The 14824-nt window shown below is 34.2% G+C and carries 16 protein-coding genes; 6 read left to right on the top strand and 10 right to left on the bottom strand.

Features of this window, described 5'->3' with window-relative positions:
* Positions 1-28 precede the first annotated feature (28 nt).
* From AAHI99_RS01805 to AAHI99_RS01790, 4 genes are all read right to left on the bottom strand, one after another.
* The gene (locus AAHI99_RS01805) at positions 29-802 is read right to left on the bottom strand and encodes a helix-turn-helix transcriptional regulator (RefSeq protein ID WP_342227981.1); all 774 of its coding nucleotides are present in this window, start codon (positions 800-802) and stop codon (positions 29-31) included.
* Positions 803-866: 64 nt separating this feature from the next.
* Positions 867-2450 (bottom strand): ATP-binding protein, encoded by a 1584-nt coding sequence (locus AAHI99_RS01800; RefSeq protein WP_342227980.1) that lies wholly within the window; start codon positions 2448-2450, stop codon positions 867-869.
* A 19-nt stretch (positions 2451-2469) separates the two neighbouring features.
* Positions 2470-3543 carry an NAD-binding protein gene (locus tag AAHI99_RS01795; protein WP_342227979.1) on the bottom strand — a complete coding sequence of 358 codons (1074 nt, stop codon included), beginning with the start codon at positions 3541-3543 and terminating at the stop codon, positions 2470-2472.
* Between the two features lie 116 nt (positions 3544-3659).
* Positions 3660-4298, bottom strand: coding sequence for a hypothetical protein (locus AAHI99_RS01790; protein WP_342227978.1), 639 nt, complete (start codon positions 4296-4298; stop codon positions 3660-3662).
* A 481-nt stretch (positions 4299-4779) separates the two neighbouring features.
* Between AAHI99_RS01790 and AAHI99_RS01785 the strand changes: the two genes are divergently transcribed.
* Positions 4780-4968 carry a hypothetical protein gene (locus tag AAHI99_RS01785; RefSeq protein WP_342227977.1) on the top strand — a complete coding sequence of 63 codons (189 nt, stop codon included), beginning with the start codon at positions 4780-4782 and terminating at the stop codon, positions 4966-4968.
* 286 nt (positions 4969-5254) lie between these two features.
* On the opposite strand, the gene AAHI99_RS01780 is transcribed toward AAHI99_RS01785, so the two are convergent.
* The 4 genes from AAHI99_RS01780 to AAHI99_RS01765 all read right to left on the bottom strand — a co-directional run bounded on the left by AAHI99_RS01780 (position 5255) and on the right by AAHI99_RS01765 (position 8865).
* A complete protein-coding gene (locus AAHI99_RS01780) occupies positions 5255-5848 on the bottom strand; it encodes a response regulator (RefSeq protein ID WP_342227976.1) in 594 nt (197 codons plus the stop codon).
* A 107-nt stretch (positions 5849-5955) separates the two neighbouring features.
* A complete protein-coding gene (locus AAHI99_RS01775; RefSeq protein ID WP_342227975.1) occupies positions 5956-6402 on the bottom strand; it encodes a cytochrome c-type biogenesis protein in 447 nt (148 codons plus the stop codon).
* Between the two features lie 15 nt (positions 6403-6417).
* Positions 6418-6948 carry a DsbE family thiol:disulfide interchange protein gene (locus tag AAHI99_RS01770; RefSeq protein ID WP_342227974.1) on the bottom strand — a complete coding sequence of 177 codons (531 nt, stop codon included), beginning with the start codon at positions 6946-6948 and terminating at the stop codon, positions 6418-6420.
* 12 nt (positions 6949-6960) lie between these two features.
* A complete protein-coding gene (locus AAHI99_RS01765) occupies positions 6961-8865 on the bottom strand; it encodes a heme lyase CcmF/NrfE family subunit (protein ID WP_342227973.1) in 1905 nt (634 codons plus the stop codon).
* Between the two features lie 179 nt (positions 8866-9044).
* Here AAHI99_RS01765 and udk point away from each other — a divergent pair, with 179 nt between their 5' ends.
* The 4 genes from udk to lolD all read left to right on the top strand — a co-directional run bounded on the left by udk (position 9045) and on the right by lolD (position 12558).
* Positions 9045-9710 (top strand): uridine kinase, encoded by a 666-nt coding sequence (gene udk / locus AAHI99_RS01760; protein WP_342227972.1) that lies wholly within the window; start codon positions 9045-9047, stop codon positions 9708-9710.
* Positions 9694-10509: an enoyl-ACP reductase gene (locus tag AAHI99_RS01755; RefSeq protein WP_342227971.1), complete on the top strand. Its 816-nt coding sequence runs from the start codon at positions 9694-9696 to the stop codon at positions 10507-10509. Before udk ends, AAHI99_RS01755 begins: the two co-directional genes overlap by 17 nt.
* Before the next feature lie 83 nt (positions 10510-10592).
* Positions 10593-11846 (top strand): lipoprotein-releasing ABC transporter permease subunit, encoded by a 1254-nt coding sequence (locus AAHI99_RS01750; protein ID WP_342227970.1) that lies wholly within the window; start codon positions 10593-10595, stop codon positions 11844-11846.
* A complete protein-coding gene (lolD, locus tag AAHI99_RS01745) occupies positions 11839-12558 on the top strand; it encodes a lipoprotein-releasing ABC transporter ATP-binding protein LolD (protein WP_342227969.1) in 720 nt (239 codons plus the stop codon). Before AAHI99_RS01750 ends, lolD begins: the two co-directional genes overlap by 8 nt.
* A 41-nt stretch (positions 12559-12599) precedes the next feature.
* Here lolD and AAHI99_RS01740 read toward each other — a convergent pair whose 3' ends face one another.
* Positions 12600-13097 (bottom strand): response regulator, encoded by a 498-nt coding sequence (locus AAHI99_RS01740; RefSeq protein ID WP_342227968.1) that lies wholly within the window; start codon positions 13095-13097, stop codon positions 12600-12602.
* A gap of 699 nt (positions 13098-13796) precedes the next feature.
* Here AAHI99_RS01740 and AAHI99_RS01735 point away from each other — a divergent pair.
* A complete protein-coding gene (locus AAHI99_RS01735) occupies positions 13797-14525 on the top strand; it encodes a helix-turn-helix domain-containing protein (protein WP_342227967.1) in 729 nt (242 codons plus the stop codon).
* An 8-nt stretch (positions 14526-14533) separates the two neighbouring features.
* Here AAHI99_RS01735 and ftsB read toward each other — a convergent pair whose 3' ends face one another.
* Entirely contained in the window at positions 14534-14824 is a 291-nt protein-coding gene (gene ftsB / locus AAHI99_RS01730) for a cell division protein FtsB (protein WP_342227966.1), read from the bottom strand.

The following is a 14824-nucleotide window of genomic DNA, read 5'->3' as shown; positions in this document are numbered from 1 at the left end:
AATTAATCATGTAAAAGATTTATGAAACTTAAAGTTCAACAGGTAACATTGTTTTTTTTATATTTGTGACCTCAATTGACAATCCCATAACACCATAAAATTCATTTTTGAAATAGGGTGCTTTTATTGTCAAGTATTTTTTATCTTCAAACTCTTCCCTTAGAATCTTAGCAGTTCTTGTTTTGATAACCTTTTTAGTATTAATCCAAGGTTTATCGCCAAAAATACTGACATGCTTTCCTTGAATTAGATGTAATTCCGGAATACAAATAGACTTAAGCATATGATCATTTGCCCAATGAATTTTACCATTCTGATTAATTAAAAAAACATTAATATTAAAAACTTTATCTAAAGCCTGCGCTATGATCTGAAATTTTTCTGTAAACATTTGAAAAGTTGGATAGGTATTTAAACTTAGATCATCTACATTTCGATGGGCTCTATATTGAAAACTAGAAGCAACCGCAGCGGTTATATTAGGAACCTGCAATTTTTTGATAATATTCGCTCGATGATATTTAATGGTTCGCTGTGATAGGCCTAAGATACTTGCTGCCTCTTTAATCTCTTTTCCTTGACTAGCCAAATACAAACATCGCTTTTCTTGTAGCGTTAAACCTCGATCCGAGGTAGGTAGATTTCGGTCATAGAGTAATGATTGGATTTGTTCAATACGCTTATGAGTCGGTAAGCCATCTAGATATTCAAGAAAGGTTTTGGATAGTTCTTGTTTAAAAATATGTTCTTGATTGTGTAATTTGTTGAGGACAGGCCCTGTCCTAAGTTTATTCTTTACCATACACAAATTAAATTTATTCTGTGAACTATTTTAAAATAGTATAGCAAAATGTTTTAAGTTTGATCTATTTTAAAAATTTTTCGATACACTTAAGATCTTTCTCGGTAAAAGGTTTTTCCAATACGTCATCAAACCCTACTTTCTTACATTGATCCTTAATCTTTTTTTCAGCATGCGCGGTTAAAGCAAAAATGGGAAGATGCGGTTTATTATTTAACTTCTCCCATTCTCGGAAATGCCTCGTCACTTCCATTCCATCCAAATCCGGTAGACCAATATCTAATAAAGCCCAATCGCAAGCCTTCGTTTGTAAAGCATGCAATGCTGCTTCTCCAGAGGAAACGGTTATCGCTCGATGACCTAAGCTCAGCAACATTTTATTCACCGCATACAGAACTAACGTATTATCTTCAGCCACTAATACAGTGCCTTTATGTTGCTCGGTTAACACTTCGGATTCAACTATCAATTCCGAAGGATTCGGAGCCATCAGTTTTGAATCGGGTTCTGCTAATGCAAAATTAAACTCTAAAGTAAAGCGACTGCCTTTCTCTTCCTCACTAGATACTTTTATTTTTCCATCTAATGCTTTGGTAGTTTCTTTAACGAGGTATAAACCTATACCATAGCCACTATATTCAGCCCGATACGAAGGATGAACACGATAAAAACGATCAAATATTTTATCTTGTTTATCTTTAGGAATACCAATTCCTGTATCAGTAATAATTATTTTTATTTTTGCCTGTTGATTTACAATAGATAATAATTTTATTTCTAAACCAATTTTACCTTGTTTAGTAAATTTAAGTGCGTTAGATAAAATATTAAGAAAAATTCTTTTTAATTTAATTCTATCGCTAATGATAATGGGCAACTTGGGATCAATTTTTAGTTGAAAAGTTAAATTTTTGCTTTGAACTGTCGGTTGCATTAAATTAAATAGTTCTTCAGCTAATTTTATTAAATCAATCCTTTCTTGTTTAATTCGATCGACCAGATGCTCTGCTGCAGTAAGCTCGATTACAGAGTTGAGTAATTCTAAAAGCTGTTCTCCGGCATCATGCACCCACATCCATAGATTTTTATCTTGAGTGTCTGTTTCTTCTTTGGCTTGTATGTTAGATAAGCCTATAATACCTGCTAGGGGAGTTCGCAAATCATGACTCATATTCATGATAAATTCAGTTTTAGCTTGATTAGCTTCTTCGGCTTTTTCCTTGGAAAGCTTCAAATTTTCTTCTAATTTTTTTCGTTCAGTAATATCTGTAGATATACCTAAGATTCCAATACAATTGCCATCTTTATCAAGCATGGGTAATTTATTAACCAACATGACAATTCGAGAACCATCAGGCCTAATAAGTACTTCTTCCACATTTACTTTAGAATTTCCATTCATCACCTCCTGGTCTCCGTGCCTGAATAATTCAGATTCACCTTCTCCCCAACCTAAAGTAAAGTCAGTCTCACCAATAACTTCTTGTGGTGATTTTTTACTAATAAGATTTGCAAATTTCTGATTACAACCAATATACACAGAGTCTGTATTTTTCCAAAAAATAAAATATGGAATCTGTTCCACTATATTATCTAAATAATATTTTATATTAATATTTATATCATTTTTTAAATTCTTATTGTTCATTAATATTCTCTATTAAAATTTAATAAAAAAATTCTTCTATTTTAGAAAATTCTTCGTGATAAATAATAGACCATTTTTTTAATATCCTTCTAGCTATTTCATCTGGAAAAGCATTGTACCCGAGGCCTATTCTTTTAGCTAGAATTAGTTCAATTCCTAGATTATGTGCATAAAAAATTGGATCTAAATACTTCATGCCCGTCGGTTCTGAGATAGAAAAATTGAAAGGTTTTTTGTCAAATAGAACCTCATTTTTATCAAAATTATCTCCGTATTCATCATATGCACCCATGTTAATTAAAATTGCTTTGTTAAAATTAAACTTATTAAATGAATAAAAATTTGTCATTAAGTTTTTTACGCCAGTTGCACAAACTACAAAAGAGCTATCGCTTAGTTCCTTAGCAATTATTTTCTTATTTGTGCCATCTATATATTTAATTCCACATTTCAAGGCCATTTCCTTAGACTTTTTATTTATATCAATTGCTACAATTCTGTCAGTGAACTTCATCAATGAGTGTGCTATGCCTCTACCCACTTTTCCAAATCCAAACAATACAAATTTTTTATCGTAAATATCATGACTAGAATTGTAAGTTAGAGCTCTAAGAAATCCATCTCCTGTTCCTAATATTGTTTCCAATAATTTGAGTACGGAATCATCAACAGAAACAATAGGATAAAGACAATTTGCTTTTTTATACAATGTACTTCCAGTTTGGGTCAACTCTATTGCACCAATCAAAGGTGGGCCGATATTAAGCAGTTCTCCACAGCAATCCAAGTGGAAATCATACATTTTTTTGAACACATGTTCTATTTGAACTTCAACACCTGCACTTTTTAATATATCTATCGCATCTGGGCTTGGGGGCAAACTACTAATACAGCTTGCTGTAACTTCTGCACCCCCTAGTAAAAGAATTTCTATCTTAAGTACAGCTTCAATAGTTAGGGGTGTATTATGAAGTATTTTTAATCCGTGATATATTTTATTATCTTGGACAAAATTACGTAATTCATACAAAAATGGTATGCAATTTTTAGTGTATCTCTTACGTACTGATTCAAAAGCCCTAAAATTAATCATATTATATTAGTTACTCCCCCCAAATGACTTGAAGTTTTATTTTTTAATGGACATAGTTAATTAATTTGGCAGTTTTCTATTTTATTTAAACTATCTCTGAAACCTTAGCTAATTTTTTAGCTAAAAAAATTATCATTTTCCAGATAAAAATTGATTTTACTTAAAATATTATTTAAGTTTCTATTTTTTATAAAATAGACTTCAACTGGATTTGGGTCTGTCTCTACATATCTAAACTGACAATGAAATAATCTTATAAAGGGTAAAGAATTATACAGTGTTAGCCATTCTGGAATATTAGTGGTAGTTAAAACAGAATAGTTATGTGTTAGGCAGTAGTTAAAAATAAACTTTAACAAGACTAAACTAGCAACTTTATTCTCAGGATTATCTGGTAAAATTGCTTCTCTATTTAATTCAATTAAATTAAGTTGTTTTTTTGAATTTAATATAGGACGAAGCAGTTGTTTTGCTTCGGTATAACGTTCAATTTCTAATAGTCCTCTGGTATCTTCTTTACAAAGCCTAGCACACGCAAGCACATTGTTATTTTCGTTAGTAACCGAAAACCAAATAGAATAATCATCATAATCATCAACAAACTTTTTTTGTTGGTATGTTTTTTTAATTTTAATTCCAGAATAATTATCAGTATGTATAACCCACTTTAGTTTTTCTATGTAATATTCATAAAGTAATGTCTTTGCTTTTTCAAGAGTGTATGGATCTTCTATAATGCTAGTAAACAATCGCATATTATTATTATTTTTTAAAAGTAAAAAGGATATAATAAACTTATAATTATATGGAAACAACGCTCCGGTAGATTTCTGTGTTCTGCCTCATGCAATAGCGACTCCATTTGTTCGATACGCTTATTCAACGGTAAGTTATCCAAAAATTCTAAAAAACTTTTAGATAATTCTCTTTTATATTGCTTTTATTGTTCATGTAATTTATTTAATACTGTAAAATTTTTTAAATTATTTTTAAGGCATAATAATATTTAAAATATTTTTCTTTTCAAAATATTATATACTAAAATTAAAAAATATAATCTTAAAAGATTTTTTGTTTTATTATATAAATTTTTTATTAAAAAGTTTGTTCGAAATTTAAAAAAACTATCAAAAGATAATTATTTATCTTTTCAGACAATCATTGGTTAAAATCCTTGCTGCAAAGAGATAATAGGGGAAAGAATAACAATGTCTGAACCATCAGTAAGCGCTTAGCATGATTCTGCATGTTGGATTGAAAAAGGGTCGTGAAGAAGGAATTTTATTAATTGCTCGAAATTTATTACAACACTGTGCCATCTTATCTTTGGTTAAATCAGTCACAGGTTCATCTGAACTAGAATTAAACTTAGAAAAACAAATAGAAGAAAAATTATGCACAATAACAATCGATTTGAACAGTTAGCTTACTTAGAAGGTTACAAAAGAGGCTTTGACATTGGTTTTCAAGAAGGTCAACGGAATAAAACCTTATTTCTTGTCAAAAATTTTTTAAAAAACAAAATTCATTTATCTTGTTTTAAATCTGTCCTTGGCTTTTTGAACAAAAAGATTAGAGGATGATGACAGAAGAATGTAGCTATTTTTTGGAGTATTTGTTACCTTGAAAAACTTAACCCTAAGCACAACAAATCTAAAAATTTATCTAACTTATTAGAATCATGAACAAATTCCATTTTTTAAATCTCTATTTACTTTTCATTTCTACTTAAATCCAGCCAATGTTGATGTTCTTCTATGGTTTGTAGTGCTTCATATAATGTAAATTTAAATTTATTAATACATTCACTATCTTTTAATGTTTCAGCTTCATTTAAAAAGTGTTCCCATTTCTTTTTAAAATTTTGTAATTGATAATAAAATTTTCTATGAAATCGGGTTTTCAAAAAACATCTTTCTATGGCTTTTTTTAACTCTTTGACTTGGCAAACCTTGATTAATACCCCGTCAGCTCCCCAAGCCAGATATTTTTCTTCGTCATTTCTATTGACATACGCACTCCAGACCAATAAGGGCGTACCCACATTCAGTGTGCTGCTACGGACATTTTGTATCACTTCCTTACCGGATGCACCACTTAAACCTAAATCTTCGACAATTAAATCATAGACCTTGCTATGCACACGTTGTATCGCGGTATTACCATCTGCGGCCAGCTCTACTTCATAATCGAGTTGCTGTAAATAATAGGTCATTATTTTCTGGCAAGGAACATAGTCTTCGACTAACAAGGCGCGTTTGCTAATAGTGACTGTTGCTATGGTATGTTTTTGTTCAGATTCCATGTTTATCCCTTAAAAACCCAATTAATTTTTAAAATAATAATTTTTATTAAAAAATAATTATGCGGAAATTTTACATAAAATGGTAGCTGTCTAAAAGTGCAGTAAAATTATTTTAAGCCATTGCTAAATTGCGTATCGAATTTCTTTGCCTTGAGTAAAAAAATGAGAAAAATAACTAATAATAAAATAAACGGACTTAACCATAAGCAATAAGTTAAACGCGAAAAAACGGGTCTAAATGAAATAAAATTGCCATAACGACTAATTAAATATTTTTTTATTTCCGTAGGTGATTCGCTATTTTTAATACGTCGATAAATAACTAGACGCAAATCTTGAGCAAGTGGTGCATTTGAATCGGCTAAATTTTGATTTTGACAAACCAGACAGCGCATTTCATCAATGATTTCTGCAAATTGTTCTCTTTTCTGTGCGGAAGCAAAGACATACAGGTCAGGTGATGCTGCAGCCAACAACGGAGAGAAAAATATGGCCAGGCAAAGTAACTTGCTTAAACTGAAGTTTTTTAAATTTTTTTTTACGTGTCGTAGCATAATGTAGGGGTTAATCTAATTAGGATTTTTATTGGCTTGTTTGATGAAGGTTGCCATGTTCTCTAGCCAAATCGATGCCGTTAATGGTCCGACCTGCTTATAACGAATAATGCCTTGTGGATCAATTAAATAACTTTCTGGCACGCCGTAAACTCCCAAATCAATAGCGAACAAGCCTTGCGGATCAAAAATAATTTTTTGGAACGGATTCCCTTGTTTTTTTAACCATAATTTTGCTTGGTTTAATTTATCACGGTAGTTTAAACCATAAATTGGAATGAAATGGCTTTTCTGCAACTTTAACAAAAAAGATTGTTCTTCGGTACAGGTTAAACACCAGCTTGACCATGCAATTAATAATGTCCAATGCTGTAAAAATATTTTTTTTCTGAGTATTGCATGATTTTTTAATAAATCATGTGCTGAAAATTCTGGAATAGCTTGATTGATTAAGGGTGATGGCAATAGATTGGGATCTTTTTCTAAACCTCGCCATAGGAAAAACACCATGATAAGCAAAATCAGCAATGGAATAAGATAACGCATCGGATCAGCGCTTCACTTTGCGTAACGTCGAGAAAGAATGGCCCATATACCGCCGAGCATCATGCAGAGTCCACCTATCCAGATCCAACGCACAAAAGGTTTGTAATAAAACCGCAAGGCCCAGGTCTGTTTGCCAATGGGTTCGGCTAAAGACACATATAAATCACGCCAAACACCTACTGCGATAGCGGGTTTGCTGATCATGACATCGGTTATGGGATAATAACGTAATTGTGGTCGTAGAAATTCATTGTTTTGGTGATTCACTTGGATATTGGCCACTGCGCCAGTGTAGTTAGGTCCTTGTAAGGCATACACCTGTTGTAACCTGAAGTAATAACCGCTTAAGGACAAATTATCGCCGACACGCATTCGCACATTACGCTCCAGACTATAGTAACTGCTTAAAATGATGCCTATCGCTAGAATAGCAACACCTGCATGCGCGACTAACATAGCACCTTGTGTTTTAAAAATATTTTTTAAGCTTAATTTTTTTTTAAATGATGTTCTGAGCAGTTGAAAAGTATTTAATAGGATCCATAAAGCTAAGCTCAAACCTATCAGCACTTGCCAGTGCAATTCTTTACTAAACAAAATAATTAAACTAAAGCTCAAACTGAAGGAAATAAGTAGGATACTGACTATTTTTCTTAAAACATCGCCGCGAACTTCTTGCTTCCATGGAATTAAATAGGATAAACCCATAAAAAATAATAATAAAATAGCAAACGGTGCAAACACCAGATTGAAATACGGTGCACCCACGGAAAGCTTGCCCAAACCTAATACTTCAATGATCAAGGGATACAATGTGCCCAGTAACACGGTAAAGATCACTACACTGAGTAAAACATTATTCACAATTAACAGCATGGTGCGCGAGAGTAAGCTAATTTGTGCAAGGGGTTGTTTAAAATTGTGGATCTTGTAAGCATAAATACACAATGCCGTGCCTATCACTAGCACTAATAAACCTAGCATAAACACACCTCGCCACGGATCAACGGCGAAAGCATGCACCGAAATTAAAATACCGGAACGTACGATAAACGTACCAATTAAACTCAAAGCAAAGCTTAATATGGCGAGCAATATCACCCAAGTTTTTAATATTTCTTGTTTTTCGACCACTAATAAGGAATGAATTAATGCCGTGCCGGCAAGCCAAGGTAATAGTGATGCGTTTTCTACCGGATCCCAAAACCACCAACCTCCCCACCCTAATACGCGGTATGCCCACCAACTACCCGATACAATTCCCCAGGTCAAAAAACACCAAGCCGCCAAAGTCCAAGGTCGCATGCGTTTTGCCCATTCTTTATCAAAACGGCCGCTTAATAAGGCGGCTACTGCAAAAGAAAAACTGACTGAAAAACCGACATAGCCCATATAAAGTAAAGGAGGATGAATAATTAAACCTGGATCTTGTAGCAAGGGATTCAGATCACGTCCATCCAGCACACTTTCTGCGCCTAAACTAAATGGATTTGAAAGTGTTAACAGAAATAATAGAAAACCCGCACTAATAAATCCCAATACTGCTATGATTCGTGCTAATAAAGCCAGTTGCATGGATTGTTCTAAAATAAGAACGGCAATTGTCCATAGATTTAAGATAAACATCCATAACAATATCGACCCTTCATGTCCGCCCCATACTGCACACACACGGTAAAACCACGGCAAATGCAAATTTGAATTCTGCGCGACATAGGCAAAAGAAAAATCATTCACTAAAAACGCATACGCTAAACTTAGAATAGCCAACGCAACCAATATAAAGTGCGACCAAGTAAGCGGCTTAACCCATTTAAGCCATTTCAGACGTTGGAAATAAAGACCCGCTAAAGGAACACCGCATTGCAAGAGTGCTAAAAAAAAAGCGCCGAGCAATAGTGCGTAGGAAAATGTCACAGAAAACTTCCTTTGTTTTATTGATATAGATTAGATTTTTTTATTTTTACACATAACTTTAATTTAATATAATAAAATTATTCAAGAAACGTTTGCCCAAGGATTTATATTATTAATGCCATTTACCTTTTTATCAAAAACTGCTAACTTACCAGCATTTATTGAATACTAAGGCTTGTATGACGCAGCGCTGTATCATTATCGGTATTGCTGGAGCTTCTGCTTCAGGTAAAAGTTTATTGGCACACACTATTGTCAAAGAACTGGGATCCGAACAAGTCGCTGTCATTTCTGAAGACTCCTATTATAAGGATAACAGTAGCATCGCTTTTGAAAAGCGTATACAAAACAATTATGACCATCCGGATGCCTTCGATCACAACTTACTCATTGAGCATCTTAAGCAACTGCAAGCAGGTGAATCAGTAGAAATTCCTATTTATAACCACACCTTGCATATTCGTGAGCAACAAACGCGACGCCTCGGCCCACATAATATTATTGTTTTAGAAGGCATTTTACTGTTTGCTGAAATTGACTTAAGGGAACTCATGGATATCCGCATTTATATGGATACTCCATTAGATATTTGTTTAATTCGTCGCATTAAACGGGACGTCGTTGAACGTGGTAGGGAAATTGAAGCGGTGTTAACGCAATATCAACAAACAGTGCGGCCGATGTTTTCCCAATTCATCGAGCCTTCTAAACATTATGCTGATATCATTGTGCCACGCGGTGGCGAAAATCGGATTGCTATTGAACTTATCAAAGCCAAAATTCGCGAATTATTAAATAATTTTAGTAATAAAAGCAAAGAGGAAAATCATGGGTCTGCTAGATAATAAACGTGCGTTAATTGTTGGTTTAGCCAGTGATCGATCGATTGCTTACGGAATCGCTGAAGCCATGCACCGTGAAGGAGCGCAACTGGCATTTGCTTATCAAGGTGAAAAACTTAAAGAGCGTGTCGCTAAAATGGCGAGTAGGGATTTTAACTCGGACATCGTCATTCCTTGTGATGTCAGTCGCGATGAAGATATTACTGAACTTTTTAAACAGCTGAATGTCAGTTGGGATGGTTTGGATATCTTGGTTCATTCAGTGGCTTACGCCCCTGCCGACCAATTACAAGGTGATTATCTCGAACATGTTAACCGTGAAGGTTTTAGAATTGCACATGATATCAGTAGCTTTAGTTTAGCTGCCCTAGCAAAAGCAGCATTTCCGATGATGAAAGATCAAACCAACGGCGGCGCTATCCTTACACTTAGTTATCTGGGATCCGAAAAAGCCTTGCAAAACTATAATATTATGGGTTTAGCCAAAGCAAGTTTAGAGGCTAATGTCCGTTATCTGGCGAATAGTTTAGGTCCAAAACATATCCGTGTGAATGCCATATCGGCTGGGCCGATTCGTACCCTAGCGGCTTCAGGCATTTCCGGTTTTCGAAAAATTTTAGCTTATAATGCAGCAGTTACGCCGTTACGCAAAAATACCACTATCGAGCAAGTCGGAAATACCGCAGCTTTTCTGTGTTCTGATATGGCTTCGGGCATTACCGGTGAAATTGTTCATGTCGATGGTGGTTTTCATGCCATCGTGGCTATGGGCGAACCGGCTGAAACGACACCAGGAAATTAACTAGCTCCGTATTCTGGGCATAAAAATTCGCAATCTTTCCAGCGAGTGGTATATTACCTTAACAACATTAATAGGGTCTTAGTGTGTTTCGTCCCATCGCTTTATATATTGGTTTGCGTTATACACGTGCAAAAAAACGCAACCATTTCATTTCCTTTATTTCTTTGACTTCGATGATTGGTATCGCCCTCGGGGTGATGGTACTGATCACAGTCTTATCGGTGATGAATGGTTTTGATAATGCGATCCGCGACCGCATCTTTGACATGGCAACTCAAGTTGCTATCACGGCGACGAACGGACAGCCATTAACGCAAATTAATTCATTAGCACAAAAAGTTTCTCATCAAACGGACGTTATCGCCAGCGCCCCCTATGTCTCTGGACAAGGGATGTTAGTCGATCAAGGACAACCGCATCCGATTATGATCAGTGGTGTGTTACCTGAATTAGAAAAAAATGTTTCTGAAGTACCGCACAAAATAGTAGAAGGTAATTTCAATTTAGAACCCGGTCACTATAACATTGTGCTAGGCGAAGAATTAGCTTTAGATTTGGGTATTCAAATCGGTGATAAAGTCAATGTCATCACACCCAGCGTTAGCTTAACACCGGTCGGTATTATTCCGCGCTTTAAAACCTTTACCGTCAGTGGAATTTTTCGTGTCGGACGCAGTTTCGGATTTGAAAGCAGCATGGCTTACATCGCTCTAAAAGATGCACAAACATTGTTTCAATTAGGTCAAGGTGTCACTGGCTTGCGTTTGAAGTTGAATGATCTATATGCGGCACCGACTGTTTCGAATGTACTTATTAAAACTTTACCCCCTACTTATATGGTAAGGGATTGGACTAGTACGTTTGGTAGTTTGATGTATGCTATTTCTTTAGAAAAAAGAATGATGTTTTTTATTTTACTCTTATTAATTGCCATCTCGGCGTTTAATTTAGTTTCATCATTAATGATGGTTGTTACTGATAAGCAGTCTGATATTGCGATTTTGCGTACTTTGGGTGCAACTCCTGGTACGATTTTAAGTATTTTTATGGTACAAGGCTGTGTGATAGGTTTTAGTGGCACATTTCTGGGTTTAATCGGTGGAATTGCATTAGCTTCCCAAGTCAGTAACATCTTAAGCTTTATCGAACATGTCTTTCATGTACAAATTCTTGCGTCTAACGTCTACTTTTTTGTGGATAAATTACCTTCCAAGATTGAAACAGCCGATATTATTCATATTTGTATCGCCGCTTTAGGTATGAGTTTATTAGCCACCATCTATCCGGCATTAAAAGCCGCACGCACACTTCCTGCGGAGGCTTTACGTTATGAATAGGTCACCTAGCGATTTAGCTACCCCTTCTAAGCAGGATGTTCCGGTACTGAGTTGTACTCATTTAAGTAAAACATTTCATGATGGCTCTCTGTATGTCGAAGTACTCAAACCTATCAACTTTTCTGTGCAAGCTCGCGAACGCATTGCAATTGTTGGTCCTTCTGGCGCTGGAAAAAGTACTTTATTACATCTATTGGGTGGATTGGATCGACCCAGTTCGGGTAAAGTTTTTCTGGCGGGACAAAATTTAGATCAGTTGAGCGAGAACCATCGCAGTCATCTGCGTAATCGTTATCTTGGTTTTATTTATCAATTTCATCATTTATTACCAGAATTTAGCGTATTAGAAAATACATGTATCCCTTTATTGCTAGCGGGTGTTAAGCCTGTACTTGCTCAGAAGAAAGCACTGAGTTTATTAAAAAAAGTCGGTCTGATACATCGACAACATCATAAACTCGGTGAGTTATCGGGTGGAGAACGTCAACGCACTGCCATCGTAAGAGCATTGGTAAACAACCCGCTTTGCATATTAGCGGATGAACCCACTGGTAATCTTGACAGCCACACAGCTGAACAAGTGTATCAAACCTTACTTGAACTCAATGAAGAATTTAATACTAGCTTAGTTATTGTCACGCATGATCAGGATCTCGCTAGTCGATTAGATCGAATTTTGCACATGGAAGATGGTCAGTTAAGTTCTAGTTAAAAAGTAATATTTTGTAGACTTTTTTATTGTTATCTAAAATTTTAAGCAATAACACCGTGGTTTTGTAAAATTTTTTTAAAATCATTTTCTTGCATAGGCTTTACATAGACCTCATTAACGCCTATAGCCAAATAATTCTTTTTGCAAGTTTCATGAAGCCAACTACTTGTTAATACGATGGGTACTTTTTGATTAACATTTCTTTCGTCACTACGAATTAAATTAATTAATAAATCAATACTACAATCCGGTAAATTGACATCTAATAGAATGACTTGATAGGACGAGCTTAATTTGTCTAAAGCACTGCGTGCTGAATTAACACATTCTACAGTGCAACCAAATTTTTGCAGATTTTTTACATTAATTTTTTGACAAATTTTGTTATCATCTATCGATAAAATTCTAGGTAAAGGATTACGCACATTTTTTACCGGGAAACTTAGTTCTTCTAAAGGTTTTTTTAATGGGGGATGAAAACTACTCCCCAAATCTTTAATTTTTTCCATTAGAGTAGTTCGTAATTTTAAAATTGACATTATTCTTCTCCATAAATTAGCAATCGTTTTATTTTCCATCGCTATAATCATTGCAAAAATAACAAGCCTGATCATTGCGCGTGGCTAATGACCATCCCAGAAATTAAGTTAACTCAATGTATTAATCCATTTTTAGCCTCAACAATAACAATTTTAAGTAAGCTCGGTGTAAGCCTACATGACTATGCTTTAATCTACATACTCTATTTTAAATAAAAACAACGCCTACTATCCACACCTGGGTTGATATTCGTTATAATAGATATACTTAATTAATGTTTCCTTTCTTAAAGGCTTAAGTTGTGTCTATGAAATAAGGATAAATTGTATCGAATATCATGAAATATCAGCTTAAATCTAAAAAAGTACACATTTGCTATTAATAACCTATCTTTAATATATCGAAGGATATTTTATTGATAAAATTAAAAATTTCAGAACTATTCTGGTAGACATTAACCGTAAAAATTTTATTCTGCATAAAGTTAACGTAAACTGTAAATTGCAAAATAAACAATGTTAACGTAAACCACCAGTTTTAGTTTTTAACTTTATTTTAAAATTTTTTAAATGCAGCAAAAAAATTTACACAGACAAAGCACCTTCAATAAAAAATATAATTTTCATTTATTTAGTCTTCTATTAAGACTAAATATTATCTGAATAGATATTTTATGTCAAATTTAGTAAAGGAAGATAATGAAAAAGAATCCTAATTCCATAAAAGAAAAAAACACTTCTCTGTCTATTGATATTCAAGAGCGAGCTAATCGACTAAGATATTTGCGTAAAATGTCGCATTTATCCATGAAAGAATTTGCTCAACATTGCAATCTAGGCTTAACCACGATTAATTATTGGGAACAAGGATATAGTAGCGTCACTGAACGTGGTGCACAAAAAGTCAGCAAAGCAATGCGCGAAGAAGGGATAGAATGTTCAGTCATTTGGTTAATGACAGGCTATGGCGAACCACCCAAAGTAACTGATTCAAGTAAGTTGTCTAAATTAAATTATAAAAGTCTTGAATCATTATCCAGAATTTCTATTAATGAGAAAAAATCCGATTATCCTTTAGAAAATAATGAAATTAAGGAAGAATTAGCACTTTTTAGAAAAAATTATCCTGAACATCTGATCTATCTTATTGATAATGAAAGTATGAAACCACTTTATGGTCCCGGTGATCTGGTAGCAGGAAAAAAATTAACTGATAAAAATATGGAGTTGGGACACGGTGCAGATTGTATCGTCGAACTTGAAGGAAGAGAATTATTAATTAGGCGTGTAAAAATAGCTCATGTTGCTAATAGTTATGATCTGTATGTTATTAATTCGGATGCTTCTCTAGAGTTCCCTCCCTTACGCAATATGAAAGTACTTTCCTTAGCACCCATTATTCGAATCTGGAAACCCGTTAAATTTTAATAATAAGTTTATTTGTTTTTACTTTTTGGCTTATCAACTACCATATAAAATAATTCATTAGATTTTACCATATTAAGATCATTGCGTGCATGCGCTTCCAATGCGATTTTACCTGACTTAAGATCCTTGATTTCAGCTACCATAGCTGTATTACGTTGATTCAGTTGTGTATTCTCCTTTAATTGCTGAGCAATTTGTTTTTTAAGTTGATGCACGCGCCATACACCATCTTGTACAAACCATAGCTTATATTGCAAGCTTAAGAAAAGTACCGTCAAAATAACTATAAGAGGTTTCAT

The sequence above is a fragment of the Rickettsiella endosymbiont of Rhagonycha lignosa genome (assembly GCF_964031165.1).
In the GTDB taxonomy this organism is placed as follows: Bacteria; Pseudomonadota; Gammaproteobacteria; order Diplorickettsiales; family Diplorickettsiaceae; genus Aquirickettsiella.
Note: the sequence above shows the minus strand (reverse complement) of the source record. Positions and strands in the feature narration are given on the sequence as shown.

Bases quoted from the DNA above. Each gene is read 5' to 3' on its own strand.
- AAHI99_RS01785 (WP_342227977.1), top strand. From the start codon at position 4,780: ATGATTCTGCATGTTGGATTGAAAAAGGGTCGTGAAGAAGGAATTTTA.
- ftsB (WP_342227966.1), bottom strand. From the start codon at position 14,824: ATGAAACCTCTTATAGTTATTTTGACGGTACTTTTCTTAAGCTTGCAA.
- AAHI99_RS01795 (WP_342227979.1), bottom strand. From the start codon at position 3,543: ATGATTAATTTTAGGGCTTTTGAATCAGTACGTAAGAGATACACTAAA.
- AAHI99_RS01800 (WP_342227980.1), bottom strand. From the start codon at position 2,450: ATGAACAATAAGAATTTAAAAAATGATATAAATATTAATATAAAATAT.
- AAHI99_RS01790 (WP_342227978.1), bottom strand. From the start codon at position 4,298: ATGCGATTGTTTACTAGCATTATAGAAGATCCATACACTCTTGAAAAA.
- lolD (WP_342227969.1), top strand. From the start codon at position 11,839: ATGAATAGGTCACCTAGCGATTTAGCTACCCCTTCTAAGCAGGATGTT.
- udk (WP_342227972.1), top strand. From the start codon at position 9,045: ATGACGCAGCGCTGTATCATTATCGGTATTGCTGGAGCTTCTGCTTCA.
- AAHI99_RS01740 (WP_342227968.1), bottom strand. From the start codon at position 13,097: ATGTCAATTTTAAAATTACGAACTACTCTAATGGAAAAAATTAAAGAT.
- AAHI99_RS01735 (WP_342227967.1), top strand. From the start codon at position 13,797: ATGAAAAAGAATCCTAATTCCATAAAAGAAAAAAACACTTCTCTGTCT.
- AAHI99_RS01755 (WP_342227971.1), top strand. From the start codon at position 9,694: ATGGGTCTGCTAGATAATAAACGTGCGTTAATTGTTGGTTTAGCCAGT.
- AAHI99_RS01775 (WP_342227975.1), bottom strand. From the start codon at position 6,402: ATGCTACGACACGTAAAAAAAAATTTAAAAAACTTCAGTTTAAGCAAG.
- AAHI99_RS01770 (WP_342227974.1), bottom strand. From the start codon at position 6,948: ATGCGTTATCTTATTCCATTGCTGATTTTGCTTATCATGGTGTTTTTC.
- AAHI99_RS01805 (WP_342227981.1), bottom strand. From the start codon at position 802: ATGGTAAAGAATAAACTTAGGACAGGGCCTGTCCTCAACAAATTACAC.
- AAHI99_RS01780 (WP_342227976.1), bottom strand. From the start codon at position 5,848: ATGGAATCTGAACAAAAACATACCATAGCAACAGTCACTATTAGCAAA.